Here is a 13,529-nt window from a genome sequence, read left to right as displayed (position 1 = left end):
GTCGTGCCGGGCGCGTGTCAGCGGAAGATGCGCAGGGCGCTGGGGTACTCGCCCCAGGTGTTGACGTACCGCCAGGTGAGGGTGACGAGGCCGTCAGGCTGACCGTCGGCTGCCTCCAGGTGCACGTACGAGCTCGGGTCCACCTCGAGCAACCGCACCTCGCCCCAGCCAGTCCCCGCGCGGAAGCGCTGCGCCCAGATGCCCGCGCGCCAGTAGTTGCTCCTGAAGCCCTGGGTGGGGGGGCCGTAACGGTCATCCCAGAACACCCAGGCCTCGCCCGGGGCGGCCGTGGTCAGCTTCACGCTGTAGGAGCCGAACACCGTTGGGACGGTCAGGGTGCTCGAGGCCCAGGCGCCGCCGGGCGCCCGGTGGCCCACCCACACGGTGGTGATTCCCCACCCGGCGGCGCCAATCACGGTGTCCCCCTCGGGTTCGAGCAGGACGCTCAACTGCTCGAACTCGCGCGGCGCCACCAGCTCCGCGGCCTGCAGGCCCCCCGCGGCTGGATCGAACCGGCGCAGGAAGGTCCCCAACACACCGCTATAGGCGACCCAGCCGAGCCCGTGGCGTGTCGCCCCCAGCCGTAGCGCGCCCGTCGCACCCTCCGTGGGATCCGAAATGGCCCCCCAACCCGCGCCCGGTACGAGGGTCCGCGCGCGGTAGGTGCGCTTCTCGTCACCGATGTCCTCGCTCCATACCAGGAGCACCTGTCCCCCAGCCGTGAGCGCCCCCTCGAGCCGGGCGTTCGGGGTCACGTTCGCGAGGGTCTCCGAGGCTTCCACGGGGCCGGATGACGGCACGCGCGCGCACCACACGCGCTCGATGCCATCCGAGTGCTGGCTGAGCCAGCACGCCGTCACATTCCCACCCGCGTCGAGCGCCACGGCCACCTGGCCGGTGGGGCTGCCGAGCACCGTGAGTGCGAGCGGCTCGGTCCACGTGCCCGTCCGCGAGTCGAAGCGGACCAGCCGCACCGGATCCACGCCATGGTCCTCCGCCCACACCACGGCGGCGTCGCCGCGTGCGTTCAGCGCGAGCCGCGGCTCGCCGCCGTGTGAGGCACCCGAGGTGAGCACGCGCGGCGTACCCCAGGACGTGCCGTCCCCGGCGCTCGCGCGCCGTGCCACCTTCACACGCTTGGGCGCGTACGGGCTTTCGCTCGTGCTCTGGTCATCGAACGCGAAGGTGAACCCCTGCTCGTCGTGCGCGAGGTGCCGCGGGCCGAACGTCAGCTCCTCGCGTGCCCGCCAGCCGGGGGCGCCTGATGCGTGCTCGAAGGCGCCGGTCACGGCCACGCAGCCGGACGGGTTGCCCACGCCGTCCACCGTGCGCGCGGAGTAGCGCGTCGTGGCCTCGGCCTCGGCCTCCAGCGGCGCCTCGAACCAGGTGGGGTCGGTCGCGGTGGGACCGCGCACCGAGGTGACTTCGGCTCGCACGGGCCCCTGGCACTCCTCCTGGGAGAAGACCTGCACGCGCGTGTCGAGCGGAGCGGTGCCGAATACGCTCACCCGGGTCTCCACCGCCGAGGGCGAGGGTGCCGCGAGCCGTAGCCGCTCGGGCGGCGGGGGCGGGGTGATGTCATACACGTAGCGCAGTGAGGCACTCCCACTCGTGTTGCCGAGTGCGTCGCGCGCGTGCACGAGCAGGGTGCACGCGTCGGCGGGCAGCGTGAGCGTGATGCGGAATGTCCCATTCTCGCCCGCCTGCGTCTCGCCGAGCGTCTGGCCGTTGCCCGTACCGCACTCGCTGCCCTTGATGAACACGCGCGCGCCCGGCTCGGTGAGGCCCGTCAGCTCCGGCGTGCGGGTCACGTTGTTGGGCGAGGCGGGCGAGGTGGCCAGCTGCGAGGGGATGGCGGGCGGCAACTCATCGTGGGTGTAGCCGCCGAGCGGCAAGCATTCCGAGAGATTGTTCGCCGGGTCCTTCGCACGGACCGAGGCCTGGGTGGTGGTGTTGCTCGCCACCCAGACAGAGGATGACCAGCTTCCCCCTGATGGAACGAGGACGCTGTTCGACGGGTCGCTGGAGCACGTGGCGTTCATCCACACCATCACGGTGGTGCCGGGCTCCGCCGTGCCGTCGAGTCTCAACGACCGGCTCGTCCCCGAAGCGGGCAGTGTGGAGGTCACCGCGGGGGCGGCGGGCGCCACGTCGTCGTGCGTGTAGCTCGCCACCCACCCGAAGCATGCGCCTTCATTGCCGGCCGCGTCCGTGGCGCGCACGGTCCAATGGGCGGTCTGGTTGGCAAGTGTCTCGGCGACGAAGATGAAGCCTCCGGCCGCGCTCGCGGCCTGCTCCGCGACGGGCGTGCCCTCGCAGCGTTCCCCCTGGAAGAGGCTCACGCGCGCCGCTGCCTCGGTCGTTCCCCTGAGGGTGACGGAGGTGGCGCGCCCGATGGAGGAGCCCTCCAGGCTCCAGCCCGACACCATCGGGCTCATGTCGTCGTGGTCCACCGTGAGCGCCGGCGAGGTGCAGAGCGAGGTGTTTCCCGCCGCGTCGCGCGCGTTCGCGCTGAGGGAGGTGCGCGAGTTGGTCCCGACGGTGACGGTCAGCTCGAAGCGCCCCTCCGTGTCCGCGGACGTCGTCTTCGCCGCGAAGCCGCCGCAGGAGGCGTTGAGGTACAGCGACACGGTCGCGTTCGCCTCGGCCGTGCCCTTGATGGTCATGGTCCGCTGACGCGTGAGCAGCCCGGTCGACGGCTCGGTGAATCGCGGCGCGGCGGGCGCCGTGGTGTCGGGCGGCGGGTTGTCGGGCGGCAGGTTGTCGGGCGGCGGGTCGTCGGACGGCGGGTCGTCGGACGGCGGGTTGGGCTCGGCGCAGGACTGCCCCTCGGGCACGCATTTGTTGGCGCAGCAGGTCCAGCCCTCGGAGCAGGGGCAGGGCCGGTTGCCCTCGGTCAGCTCCCTGGTACAGCCAGCGGCGGTCATCGTGAGGGCGGCGCACAGCGCCAGCCATGGCCTGGGTCGGAGGTGGTTTCGGGTCATGTCGAGAGAGGAACGCCGCTCGGCGTGACGGTGGACGAACTCACCATTTTCCGCTGAAGGACAGGGCGCCCGCGCCAGGGCCCACGGTGACGGTGGGGAGCGGGGTGGTGGCGGGCGCACCCGACGACAGGAGCAGCACCCCGCCGAGGACACTCGCCCCCAGCCCCACTCCGCCGAGCACCATCATGGTGGTGTTGGCGGCGCGGATGCGGGCGTTCTGCTCGGCCACCATCCACTGGGGGGCCGTGGACGGCAGCTCGTTGGCGAGCCCGTGCGCATGCACGGCGGTGCCCACCGCCCCAACGAGTGCGCCGCCGCCCACCACGAGCGCCATCGCGCCGCCCTCGATGAGGCTGTTCGGTTCAGTCACGGCGGGGCTGGCGGGGGGCGGCACGCGCGGCGCCATGGGCGCGGGTGGCAGCTTCATGCGCGCCACTTCTTCCGGGCCAAAGGGCAGCGTGAACAGGCGGGTGAAGGCCTCGTGTGCGGCGCCACGCCAGGCAACCTGCGGGGGGCGTGGCTCGAGCGCGGCGAGCTCCACCACACCGTCCCCCGCCGGGAGCCGGTACTCCTGCTCGTTCTCGCCCACACGCCGCAGGTAATGGGTGTCGGTGGGACCCGGCCGCACCAGGTGCACCGGCTGGCCAGGGGCGGAGTGGAACTCGGCGAGCCGCACGCCGTTGCCGTCCTCGAGCTGGTAGTGGCCGCCGAGCGCGCCTTCCACCTCGAGCCGGCGGCCGAGGCCCGGCCGCAAGTCGAGCAGCACGTCACCACCGGCGGGCGGCCGTGCGTGCACCTGCGGGCGGAAACGCTCGTTGGGAATGGCGGCGTTGGCCTGTGCCACGAACGCGGCCACCTCGCGGTAGGACACGCGCCCGTCGCGGTCCGCGTCCGCCGCGCCCATCAGCGCCGAGCGCACCTCGTGGTGGAAGATGCCGGCCTGTACGCCCTCCCACTCGTGGCTCTCGCGCGCGGATGAGGTGGACAGCAGCAGCCCCACGTTGGCCGCACCGGCCAGGCCCTTCGGCAGGGCGAAGCCGCTGAGGGCCCGGCGCTCGCCACCGGGGCCTCGGCCGTAGGCCAGGTAGTACGAGTCGCACGCGTCCACGATGACGTGCACGCGGCTGGCGCCCACGGGCTCCACCACGTCACGCGAGAGCTCGGTGCCGGTCAACGGCCCGTCCTCCAGGCTCACCGTGCCCGCACCGTCGCGCAGCGCGCCGTGGCCCGCGTAGACCACGTACAGCTCGGAGGCCACGCCACGCGCGCGCGCCTGGGCGATGTCCCGCGCGAGCTGGCGCACCTGGGCGCGCAGGGTGGGCAACGTGGGCTCGAGCGCCTCGGCGGCGGCCTGCGGGTGCAGCCTTCGCGTGTTGTCGTCGAGGCGCGCGAGCAGATAGGTGCGTGCGCCCAGCAGGCGGAACAAGTCCAGGTAGCGTGCGGCGTCGTCGTCCGCGAAGCGCAGGGGCGGTTGGGCGCGGTCGTAGCTGTGGTTGACGCCGAGGATGAGCGCGAAGCTGGCCACGCGCGGTGCCTCGCCCTCCGTGGGCGGGGGAGGAGGCTGCTGCGCGCGGGCGAGCGCGGCCACCAGGGTGAGGGCGAGGGCGAGCGAGCGCGTCACGGCTGGACCTGGAGGGGGAGGTGGGTCAGGTGTTCGCCCTCGCCGACGAGCGAGGCCTGCTGGGCGAGCCGCGCTTCCACCTCGTGGACGGAGAGGGGATCGCGGGTGAAGAGCGCGTGGAGGATGAACTGTCCCGGGGGCAGCGGGTGGCGGATGGCGTCGGGCAGCTCGAAGGGGTGCTCGCCCTGCCGCGCGGGCACCGAGGTGGGCGAGGTGTCCGGGTCCGTCCAGCTCGGGTAGTACCAGTACACCTGTCCGGCCATGTCGGTGGCGAAGACCATGAGGAAGGGCAGCCCGTCCGGGTTGCGGTAGGCGAAGGCGAGCTCGTCGTCGGCGCGCATGCTCCCGTCGGTGGGCTCGGCCTTGCCGTCGCGCACCCGGTACACCTCGAGCACGGGTGGTGGCTCGGCGGCCGGGCCGTGGGCCTCGGTGCCGCCGCGTGGGGTGAAGCCCTCGTCGGCCGTGGGCGGGGCGGCCAGCCGCGGCACGAGCACCAGCGCGCAGAGGCCCAGCGCGAGCGCGAAGCCGAGTGGCACGGGCCAGGCGCGGATGCGCGGCGCGTCGGGGAGTCCGAGCCCACGCGCGAGCCGCTCCTGGGCGCCGGGGATGGAGCGGTCCACCTCGGCGAGCAGCAGGTGCCGCTCGTAGCGGGCGCGGCAGGTGGCGCACCCGGGCAGGTGCTCGCGCAGCGCGCGTTCGCGTTTCGGGGGAAGGCCTCCGCGGCCGAAGTGCGCGTCCACCAGGCGCGTCGAGTCACAGGGAGTGGTGGAGCTCATGGACCCTCCGGAGCCAGGAAGTACTTCTTGAGCAGGTGCCGCACGCGCAGCTCCTGGTAGGCGAGCGTGGTGCGGCTCAGGCCGAGCTCGGCGGCGGCCTCGCGCTGGCTCAGTCCGCGCAGGAAGATGGCCTCGAACACCGGTGCCCATTTGGCGGGCAGCCGCTCCTGGCGGAAGCGCTCCACCAGCCGCTGTGCCTCGAGCCGGCGCTCGAGCCGCTCCGCGTCCGGCCCGCTGAACGCCCCGCTCGTCTCATCCGCGAAGCGTTCCACCACGGCGTTCTCGCGGGCGCGCGAGCGGGCGAAGTCGAGCGCCTGCCGCCGCGCCACCACGCTCAGCCACGCCGCCAGTGAACCGCCCTGGAACCCCGAGCGCATGGACGGCTGCGACACGAGGCGCAGGAAGACGTCATGGACCACCGTCTCGCGGTCCGCCCCGGTCAGCACCGCGCCCACCGCGTGCGACACCACGTCGAAGTGGGCCCGGTAGCACTCGCCGAGCAGAGAGGGCTCTCCCGCGTGGAAGCGGGCGAGCCAGTCGGGTGGCGTGTCCTCGGGAGCGAGCGCGGTCGGACGCATCGGACTGGGGCGGAAGGCGGAAATCACTCTATGGCCCACAACGCCGCGGGCCCGCCCGGTGGACGAAGGTTTTTTCGGGCCAGCCTGGTTTTAACGCGTCACGTCACGCACGGGAAATCACCAGGCGCTCCGAGGCCGGAGTCTCTGCGGAGGGAAGAGAGGAGGCGCTCGTGGGCCCGGTTGCCTCCTCCATGGTGAGGACCCTCCGGGTGATGAACCGGACGATGAAGTACAGCAGCATCCCCTGCGGGCCATACAGATACGTCAGCAGGACACGGGGCGCGACGGCCAGGTGGGGCACCTTGCGCCGGAGCGCGTCTCGGACCACCCACGCGCCGACGAACAGGTCGAACACCAGGTAGTGAATCCAACAGACCAACGCCGTCCACGGCTCCTGGAAGAGCCGCATGGCGTCCTCGAGGGTCGCCGCGCTGGCGCCCTCGGGAGGGGAGGCCGCGAACAGCAGGAAGCCAAGATGGGCCAGCGCCAGCATCATCTGTCCAATGATTTTTATCGAAGTCACCTGGCGGTAGGCGGCGCCACTGTTTGCCAGTGTCATCGAATCCGCGAGGGAGCGCTGCGGAGGCTTGCCTCCGCGCTCATCCCTTCGTCCCCGCCTGTTCGACGAGCGCGCGCAGAGCGTCGGACACGCCGTGCAGCCGGCGCAGCGCGCTCGCATGGTCCGCATTGCCGATGTCGCGCCAGATGTCGGCCTGTGTGTTGGCCAGCCCCGCGATTGTGAGCGGATGGGTCGCCGCTTCGGTGAGGGCGCCCTTCTCGTTGATGAGATAGCGGCCGTTCAAGGCGAACAGCACCTGCGCCACGCAACTCAGTGAGCGGTAGGCGCAGCCCGCGACGTGCATCTGCTCGGCGCGCCTGGCCGCGAGCTCGGCATTCTCGATGGCGAAGCCCACCTCCCAGCCGAAGCGGGCAATCAACGCGTCCCTGAGCGCCTCCGGGAACGGCGAGGTTTGGCCCTTCAGCTCCGCGATGTGGCCAGAAGGGTCGAGCAGCGGCTGGCAGATCGCGACCTCCCCCATCCAGATGGTCGAGCAGAAGCCGTGCGGGTGGCCCGTCTGGTAGTTCATCGAGAAGCGGCCCTGCCGAGCCTCGGCGATGACCTCGCGCACCCGTCCGAGATCCCGGTAGAGGAGATCGACCTCCACACCCGAGAGGGTGAGCCAGCCGCCGCCGTTGATCCACGGCCCCCACTCGCCGATCCGGGTCACCGTCGACGAGGGCTCATCGACGAGCGGGGCAATGGCCGCCTGGAGTGCCGCGACATCGAGCGGCGCGTCGGGCTCGTAGTACAGGCCGATGTCGTAGTCGGAAGCGGGGCCCGCCGTGCCCCGTGCGCGCGAACCTCCGAGCACAATCGCCGCCAGGCCTCGGACAAGCCGGAGCGCTTCGACCAGACGCGCAAGCACGGGATGTTCCATCCCCTCAATCTGGCATCCCGCGAAGCGCGTGGCCACGCCCTTCAATGCAGGGACGCGGTGGGGGTCTCCCTTGGAGTGCAAGCTCCGCTATCCATTCGAGAGCACCTCGGAGCGCAGCTCGGGGAAGACCTTGCCGACCTTGCCGAGCAGGTAGTCCCCATAGGTGCCCTGGAAGGCGTGGACGCTCCGCTGATCCCATCGCTCGTGGGCGTCCTCGGCGGTGGTGGTGTCGCGAAGGGCAGGGGCCTCGAGCGGACGGATCTCCGCGTTCCATCCCGGGTCGAAGAAGAAGGGTAGGGAGAGGCGATCACGCCCGGAGCGGTTGAGCACCCGGTGCGGCGTGGAGCGGTACACGCCCCGGGTCATCCGGTCGAGCATGTCGCCGATGTTGCAGACGAACGAGCCCGGGATGGGGGGCGCATCGATCCAGCGCACCTCGCCGTCCGCGCGGGACTTCACCTGGAGGCCGCCGGCCTCGTCCTGCTTGAGGAGGGTGAGCACGCCATAGTCCGTGTGTTCTCCCACGCCCCAGGCGGGCTGCCCGTCCCCGGCGGTCTCGGGTCCGGGCGGGTAGTTGAAGATGCGGAAGAGCACGAGCGGATCGGTCATGACGCCCGCGGAGAAATGGTCCTCCTCCAGGCCGAGGCTGAGCGCGATGCCGCCCATGAGCGAGTGGCCGAGGCGCGTGAGCGCGGCCAGGTAGTCGAGCACGGCCTCGCGCAGGCTGGACGGCTCCTGGGGAAAGAGGTTGGGGCCGTGGAGCGGCGTGCCCGCGCGCACGAGCGGGTGCTCGGGGCCGAGCTCGGTTCCGAAATAGAGGCCCTCCTTGCGGTCGGGGCGGCCCGAGGTCAGCTCTCCTCCCACGGGGAAGTAGCCCCGCCAGGCGGCTCCGCCACGCGCCATGCGGATGGCGAGCTTCTCCTCCACGGGCAGCGCGAAGAAGCGGCGGCTCGCGGTCTCCAGGCGCCGCTGGAGGGCCTCGTCCACGCCGTGGCCGACGACGTAGAAGAAGCCGCTCTGCCGGCAGGCGGCGCCCAGCTGCTCCGCGACGGCCTGGCGCTCGGCAAGCGTCGAGGAGGGGTCCACGAGCGCTCGGACGTCGATGACGGGGACCTGCTCGAATCCACGGGAAGGGGGAGGGGAGTTCATTCGATGGAGGGGTTACGGCTTGGGAATGATGATCAGATCCTCATCCTGCTCCAGGCGATACACTCCGTCGTCGCCCCGGCAGCGCTCGGCGTGCATGCGGATCTTCTCGTTCATCGCGCGTACCTCGTCCTCGCTCAGGGCCGCGAGCTGCTCCGCCGTGTAGCAGCCCTCGAGCACGAAGAAGCGGCAGAGCGAGTGCATCTCCTCGAAGGTGTTCGCCACGAACCCGCTCATCGTCGCGAGCACCTCGTGCGGCAGCTGCTTCCGCTGCATGGTGGTGAGCAGTTGCTCGCCGAAGAGCATCGTCTCCGAGAAGTCGCGGCACAGCCGGAAGGTCGGACCCCGGCCGGCGGCCATGACGATCACGCAGTATCCGCCAGGGCGTACGAACGTGAGCAGCCTGTCGATGAAGTCTCCCCAGTCGGAGAGGGGCACGTGGTACAGGACGTGCGAGCACACGACGAGCTCGTACTGCTCGGACGACTCGTAGCGCTCCAGGGGCTCGAGGAAGATCCTCGCCTTCTCGTGTTTGAACCCGGCGATCTGGTTCTGATTGGGTTCGAGCAGGGTGAGCGAGCCGAAGTGCGGCGCGAGCCGTTCGGCCACCTTGCCGGAGCCCGCGCCGACGTCCAGCAGCGCGGGCTGCCTCGGGAGCCGGGAGAGGATGCGTTCCTCGACGGCCTGCCCGATGTTCTCGGGGTGCCGGGCGGAGGCCGCGAGGATGCGGAATGCCGTGGCGTAGTCCTGCGGCGACATCGTGATTCCCATACCGGTTTCCCTCTCCCTGGGGCAGGGCCTGGAGCGTCCCGCCACACAGGCCCACGTTGGCACGAAGTATAGGAGGGACGGAGGCCCGGGGAGAGCCTCCTTCCCGGTCGTCAGGCCAGGTTCGCTCCCGATGCATTGCGGACATGGGCCGCCAGACCGAAGGTTCCGGATGAACCGCTCCACTCGGATACCTCCAGGTCGGTGAGACCCGAGGCGCTGTCGGAGGAACAGGCGGGCGAGGCATGGCTCGTCAGGCTCGTGAGCAGCGCCGGCGAAGGCGGGACGTGGACCCCACGAAGAAGGAGAGACGCCATGAGTTACATTGATGGGTTTGTTATTCCGGTGCCCGCCGTCAACAAGGACGCCTACCGGGCGATGGCCACCAAGACCTTGTCGCTGTTCAAGGAATATGGCGCGACCCGTGTCGTCGAGTGCTGGGGCGACGATGTGCCCGACGGGAAGGTCACCGACTTCAAGGGGGCCGTGAAGGCGGAGAACGGTGAGACGGTGGTCTTCTCGTGGATCGAGTGGCCGTCCAAGGCCGCCCGCGACGAGGGCAACAAGAAGATGATGGAGGACCCGCGCATGAAGGACATGCCGGGCATGGTGTTCGACGGCAAGCGCATGATCTTCGGCGGGTTCTCGGTCCTGCTCGACTCCTGAGCGAGAGGTGGTGACTGCTGTCTGGGGACTGGTGACTGCTGTCTGGGGGCTGGTGACTGTGCTCACCACCCTCCAGGGCTCTCCCGCCTCGTAACTCCCTGAAATCACGTTGGACTCCCTCCTCACGGAGGGCGATCCGGGCATGGCATGCCGGGTGCAAAAGGTCAGGACATCGCTGGTCCGAACCCACCCCGCACCTTCCGAGGAATCCCATGGCCCGCATCGGCTCCAAGCTGCCCCGCTCCGCGACGTTCCCCACGCCCAAGACGTCCCAGTTCACGCCTCCGGCCCGCGCCTCCACGCTGCCGCCCACGGCGGCCAACTCGCAGGTCGGCAAGCCCGCCGTGGCCGGCAAGCCCGCCGCGGCCGCTCCAGCCGCCCCGGAGCTCAAGCCGCTGAAGCACCCGGGGATGCCCGAGGGCGGCCCCACGTACAGCCCCTGGGAGAAGACCACGGGCGAGTCCTCGAACCTGATGGTGAGCGGTGGTGACAACAAGCTCACCGCTCCCGCGGGCGCCAAGCAGAACATGTTCATCGACAGGCCGGGCAACCCCTTCCAGAAGGACGTCTTCGGGGGCACGCTGAGCGGCAACGTGGGCTCGATGCAGGCCTCCACCACGAGCCACAGCGGCGGTGGCGTGCACCACTACTCGGCCCAGGCCGAGCTCGCCGGTCCCAACGCCGCCTACCAGCTGCAGAAGGTGCACGCGGGCCGTCTGGGCGTGACCACCGGCAACCTCTCGGCCGAGGCCAACTCCTTCAAGGCGAGCGCCCAGGCGGGTGTCTCGGCGGATACCAACAGCCACGCGTACACGGCCGCGCTGACGGGCAAGGCGGAGACGGGCGTGGGCGTCGCGGCGAGCGCGAGCCACGACTTCAACCGGCACGTGGGTGCCTACATCAAGGGCGAGGGCAAGGCCTCGGCCACCGCCTACGCCGAGGGCGTGGCTTCCCTGGACCCGAGGACGGCCACGGCGCTGCTCTCGGGCCAGGTGGGCGCGGCCGCCACGGCGGGCGCGTACGGCACGGCGGGCGGGCACCTGGGCCGGCTGCACGGCTCGGTCACCGGTGGCGTGGTGGCGGGCGCGGCGGCCCAGGCGGGCGGGAAGCTCGGTCTGGAGAACGGCTTCTTCAAGCAGTCCGCGGAGGTCAACGCGGCGGCGGGTGTGGGCACCCACCTCAAGAGCGACGTGGCGGTCGACCTGCGCCACCACATCAAGCCGGGCATCGCGGCCGGTCTGCGCCCCGGCGCCGGCGCCGCGACCGCCGTGGCCTCGCCCGCGGCCACGCTGGAGCCCGAGAAGTCGCGCGTCGAGAAGTTCTTCTCGAAGGTCTTCCAGGGGTGAGACGAAGCATCGGGGTCACGCCGGAGCGTGACCCAGGATGCGCTGGAAGTAGCGGGCGATGAAGTCCGCTAAGGCCCGCACCTTCGGAGGCGTGAGCTGACGGTGCGGGTAGACGAGGTAGATGTGGCGGTGCGTCACCGGGTCCGGGAGACCCGGACGATGAAGCTGATGGGCTTCGCCAGTTTGAGCGGCTCGACGGAGGGGTGCAGCACCGTTCCGTTGGCGACGCGCGCCGGAATGCTGAGCCAGAAGGACACCCGTTCGCGCTCACGGCCGGTGCCGGCGCACCGCTCGCAGCCGGCCCCGGGCGTGGCGGAGCAGCGCCGGCAGACGATGTCGGTATCGAATGACAGGGTCGCCACGCCCCCTGTCAGGGCTTCATCCTCCTGGAGACACAGCTCGACGGTCCCGTCCCCGAGGAGCCGCACTCCTCCACATGCCAGGGCGGACGAGATGTGGCCGCACAAGCGCCACAGCCATCGGGGCGATGGGCCCGGGCTGACGGCGGAGTCCTGGCCGGAAGAGGCGACCTCGAGACGGCTGTACGCCTCGGCAATCGTCTGGAGGCGGGCGGTCGTGTCCGGCCCTGACGGGTCGGTGTAGAGCTGCTTCGCGACCCGATGGAATGCATCGCGGAGCTCTTCTTGCGATGCTCCACGGCTCAGCCCGAGAAGCGCATAACAGGAGTCGAGGTTCGGCATGGAGCCTCTGGCCGCTGATTTCCCGTGAGCATAGGCACGGAGCCACCAGCGCACCCGGAGCCCCCTCGCTCATTGTTCATTTCGCTTCATCTGCTTCCAGGCCTCGCGAGGGTGCCCGGCGGCTACAGCTTGATCTTCACCTCTTCGTAGTCATCGGGATTCACCCCGGGGATGTCGTTCAGGCCGCGGTGGTCCCGGGTGCCGATCCAGGCACCGTCGGAGCGGCGGCGGAAATAGCGGTCGTAGCCGTCGGCCACCTGGTAGGTGTTCCCCGCGCCGTCGATCACGGTGCGCTCCTCGGTGATGGTGTTGACGAAGCGGCGGTGCGAGTCGTCGGAGGTAGAGGTGTGCATCCGCGCGTGGTGGGCCGCATCCTGCACCATCTGCTGATTCCGCCAGGCCGCGTTGTGCGCCTCGTGGCTCTCGTGCAGCGACGCCATGCGCGCCTGGTGGCTCGCCGCCATGTTCTGCAGTGTCGCCATGTTCTGCTGGTGGTTGGCCCGGAGGCGGGCGGAACCCTGCTCGATCATCGCCATGTTGGCGCGGTGCTGCGCGGCCGAGCGCTCGCGCTCCTGCAATTGGCGCTGCAGGACGGCCGGGTTCGTCCGCCGCGAGTCCAGCATCTCCAGCAGCGCCGGGACGAAGGCCTCGGGGTCGCCCACCGTGGTGATGCCGAGCACATCGGCCATCCAGCAGACCTGGCCGAGGTTCGCACTGAAGCCGAACAGGATCGCCTGCACCCGGCGCGGTCCCTCGTCGAACGAGAAGGAGAGCCGGCCGGCCGTGACCCACACCTGAGCCGCGCCCGAGCGCTGGAGCGTCTGACTGACCCTCTGGAACAGCTCCGGCGACGGCACCATGGAGCCCCACCGGAAGCCGGGCAGCCCGCCGAAGCGGTACTGGGCATGGGCGGGCAGGAAGTGCTCGATGGAGGTGTAGGGCCGCACCACCGCTCCTGGCGGCGGGCCGAACATCGTCGTGGATGGCTCGACGAACATGGGGATGGTCGGATCGCCCAGGAACATCGTGCTCGCTCCCGTGGGGCTCTCGGTCGTCGCGAGCTGGTGGGGGAGGGACCCGTTGTTCTGGACCCAGGCCCGGTTCCGCCATCCGCGCGGCATCGAGAGGGTGAAGACCTGCTCTGCGTCGGAGAGCGTCTCCCACATCTGGGGGGCGACGGAGGGCGGAGGCAGACGCTCGTGCATGCGGCGGATCCTTCTTGGACGCGAAGAGGACGGGATCCTACTGGCCGCGGCGGATGAACGTGAAGTGGTGGAGGCCGCGGGCGGGCGGGATGGTTACAGCGAGGGCAGCTCACTTCTGTGCCACTGCAATCCTGACATCCTCGCGAGCCGCTGAAGTCTGTTTGACTCAGACAATGCTTGCCCGATCTCCAGGCCTGTACTGATTTAAAACGCACCGTGATCGGTTTGTGTTCAGACAAGAGCACGACAAGTTGAATGCAGCCTGATATTTAGGCGCCCGCTGAACTTGAGAGCGCGCC

Annotated in this window: 13 protein-coding genes; 2 read left to right on the top strand and 11 right to left on the bottom strand. The window is 70.5% G+C overall.

From position 1 onward, the window contains the following. Positions 1–17 precede the first annotated feature (17 nt). The 8 genes from Q664_RS08045 to Q664_RS08005 all read right to left on the bottom strand — a co-directional run bounded on the left by Q664_RS08045 (position 18) and on the right by Q664_RS08005 (position 9,315). Positions 18–2,984 (bottom strand): Ig-like domain-containing protein, encoded by a 2,967-nt coding sequence (locus tag Q664_RS08045; protein WP_152621984.1) that lies wholly within the window; start codon positions 2,982–2,984, stop codon positions 18–20. A gap of 40 nt (positions 2,985–3,024) precedes the next feature. Next, positions 3,025–4,605 carry a caspase family protein gene (locus Q664_RS08035; protein ID WP_200883677.1) on the bottom strand — a complete coding sequence of 527 codons (1,581 nt, stop codon included), beginning with the start codon at positions 4,603–4,605 and terminating at the stop codon, positions 3,025–3,027. Then, positions 4,602–5,381, bottom strand: coding sequence for an anti-sigma factor (locus Q664_RS08030; RefSeq protein ID WP_043391769.1), 780 nt, complete (start codon positions 5,379–5,381; stop codon positions 4,602–4,604). The genes Q664_RS08035 and Q664_RS08030 overlap by 4 nt, the downstream gene beginning before the upstream one ends. Next, a complete protein-coding gene (locus Q664_RS08025; RefSeq protein ID WP_043391767.1) occupies positions 5,378–5,959 on the bottom strand; it encodes an RNA polymerase sigma factor in 582 nt (193 codons plus the stop codon). The genes Q664_RS08030 and Q664_RS08025 overlap by 4 nt, the downstream gene beginning before the upstream one ends. Positions 5,960–6,062: 103 nt before the next feature. Next, a complete protein-coding gene (locus tag Q664_RS08020; RefSeq protein WP_084609607.1) occupies positions 6,063–6,518 on the bottom strand; it encodes an ABA4-like family protein in 456 nt (151 codons plus the stop codon). Between the two features lie 40 nt (positions 6,519–6,558). Then, positions 6,559–7,434 carry a nucleotidyltransferase domain-containing protein gene (locus Q664_RS08015; RefSeq protein WP_235216606.1) on the bottom strand — a complete coding sequence of 292 codons (876 nt, stop codon included), beginning with the start codon at positions 7,432–7,434 and terminating at the stop codon, positions 6,559–6,561. Between the two features lie 51 nt (positions 7,435–7,485). Continuing rightward, a complete protein-coding gene (locus tag Q664_RS08010; protein WP_043391766.1) occupies positions 7,486–8,547 on the bottom strand; it encodes an isopenicillin N synthase family dioxygenase in 1,062 nt (353 codons plus the stop codon). 12 nt (positions 8,548–8,559) lie between these two features. Further along, a complete protein-coding gene (locus tag Q664_RS08005; RefSeq protein WP_043391764.1) occupies positions 8,560–9,315 on the bottom strand; it encodes a class I SAM-dependent methyltransferase in 756 nt (251 codons plus the stop codon). Positions 9,316–9,627: 312 nt separating this feature from the next. On the opposite strand from Q664_RS08005, the gene Q664_RS08000 reads away from it, so the two are divergent. Continuing rightward, positions 9,628–9,978, top strand: a complete 351-nt coding sequence (locus tag Q664_RS08000; protein ID WP_043391761.1) for a DUF1428 domain-containing protein — start codon at positions 9,628–9,630, stop codon at positions 9,976–9,978. 212 nt (positions 9,979–10,190) lie between these two features. Then, entirely contained in the window at positions 10,191–11,324 is a 1,134-nt protein-coding gene (locus tag Q664_RS07995) for a hypothetical protein (protein WP_043391758.1), read from the top strand. A gap of 15 nt (positions 11,325–11,339) precedes the next feature. Here Q664_RS07995 and Q664_RS62090 read toward each other — a convergent pair whose 3' ends face one another. The 3 genes from Q664_RS62090 to Q664_RS07985 form a co-directional block, all read right to left on the bottom strand. Continuing rightward, a complete protein-coding gene (locus tag Q664_RS62090) occupies positions 11,340–11,462 on the bottom strand; it encodes a hypothetical protein (protein WP_268811379.1) in 123 nt (40 codons plus the stop codon). Further along, a complete protein-coding gene (locus Q664_RS57480; RefSeq protein ID WP_152621982.1) occupies positions 11,459–12,025 on the bottom strand; it encodes a DnaJ domain-containing protein in 567 nt (188 codons plus the stop codon). Before Q664_RS57480 ends, Q664_RS62090 begins: the two co-directional genes overlap by 4 nt. A 122-nt stretch (positions 12,026–12,147) precedes the next feature. Beyond that, the gene (locus Q664_RS07985; RefSeq protein WP_043391755.1) at positions 12,148–13,230 is read right to left on the bottom strand and encodes a hypothetical protein; all 1,083 of its coding nucleotides are present in this window, start codon (positions 13,228–13,230) and stop codon (positions 12,148–12,150) included. Between the last annotated feature and the right edge of the window lie 299 nt (positions 13,231–13,529).

The organism is Archangium violaceum Cb vi76, assembly GCF_000733295.1.
GTDB lineage: Bacteria > Myxococcota > Myxococcia > Myxococcales > Myxococcaceae > Archangium > Archangium violaceum.
This window is presented reverse-complemented; position numbering and strand designations above follow the sequence as displayed.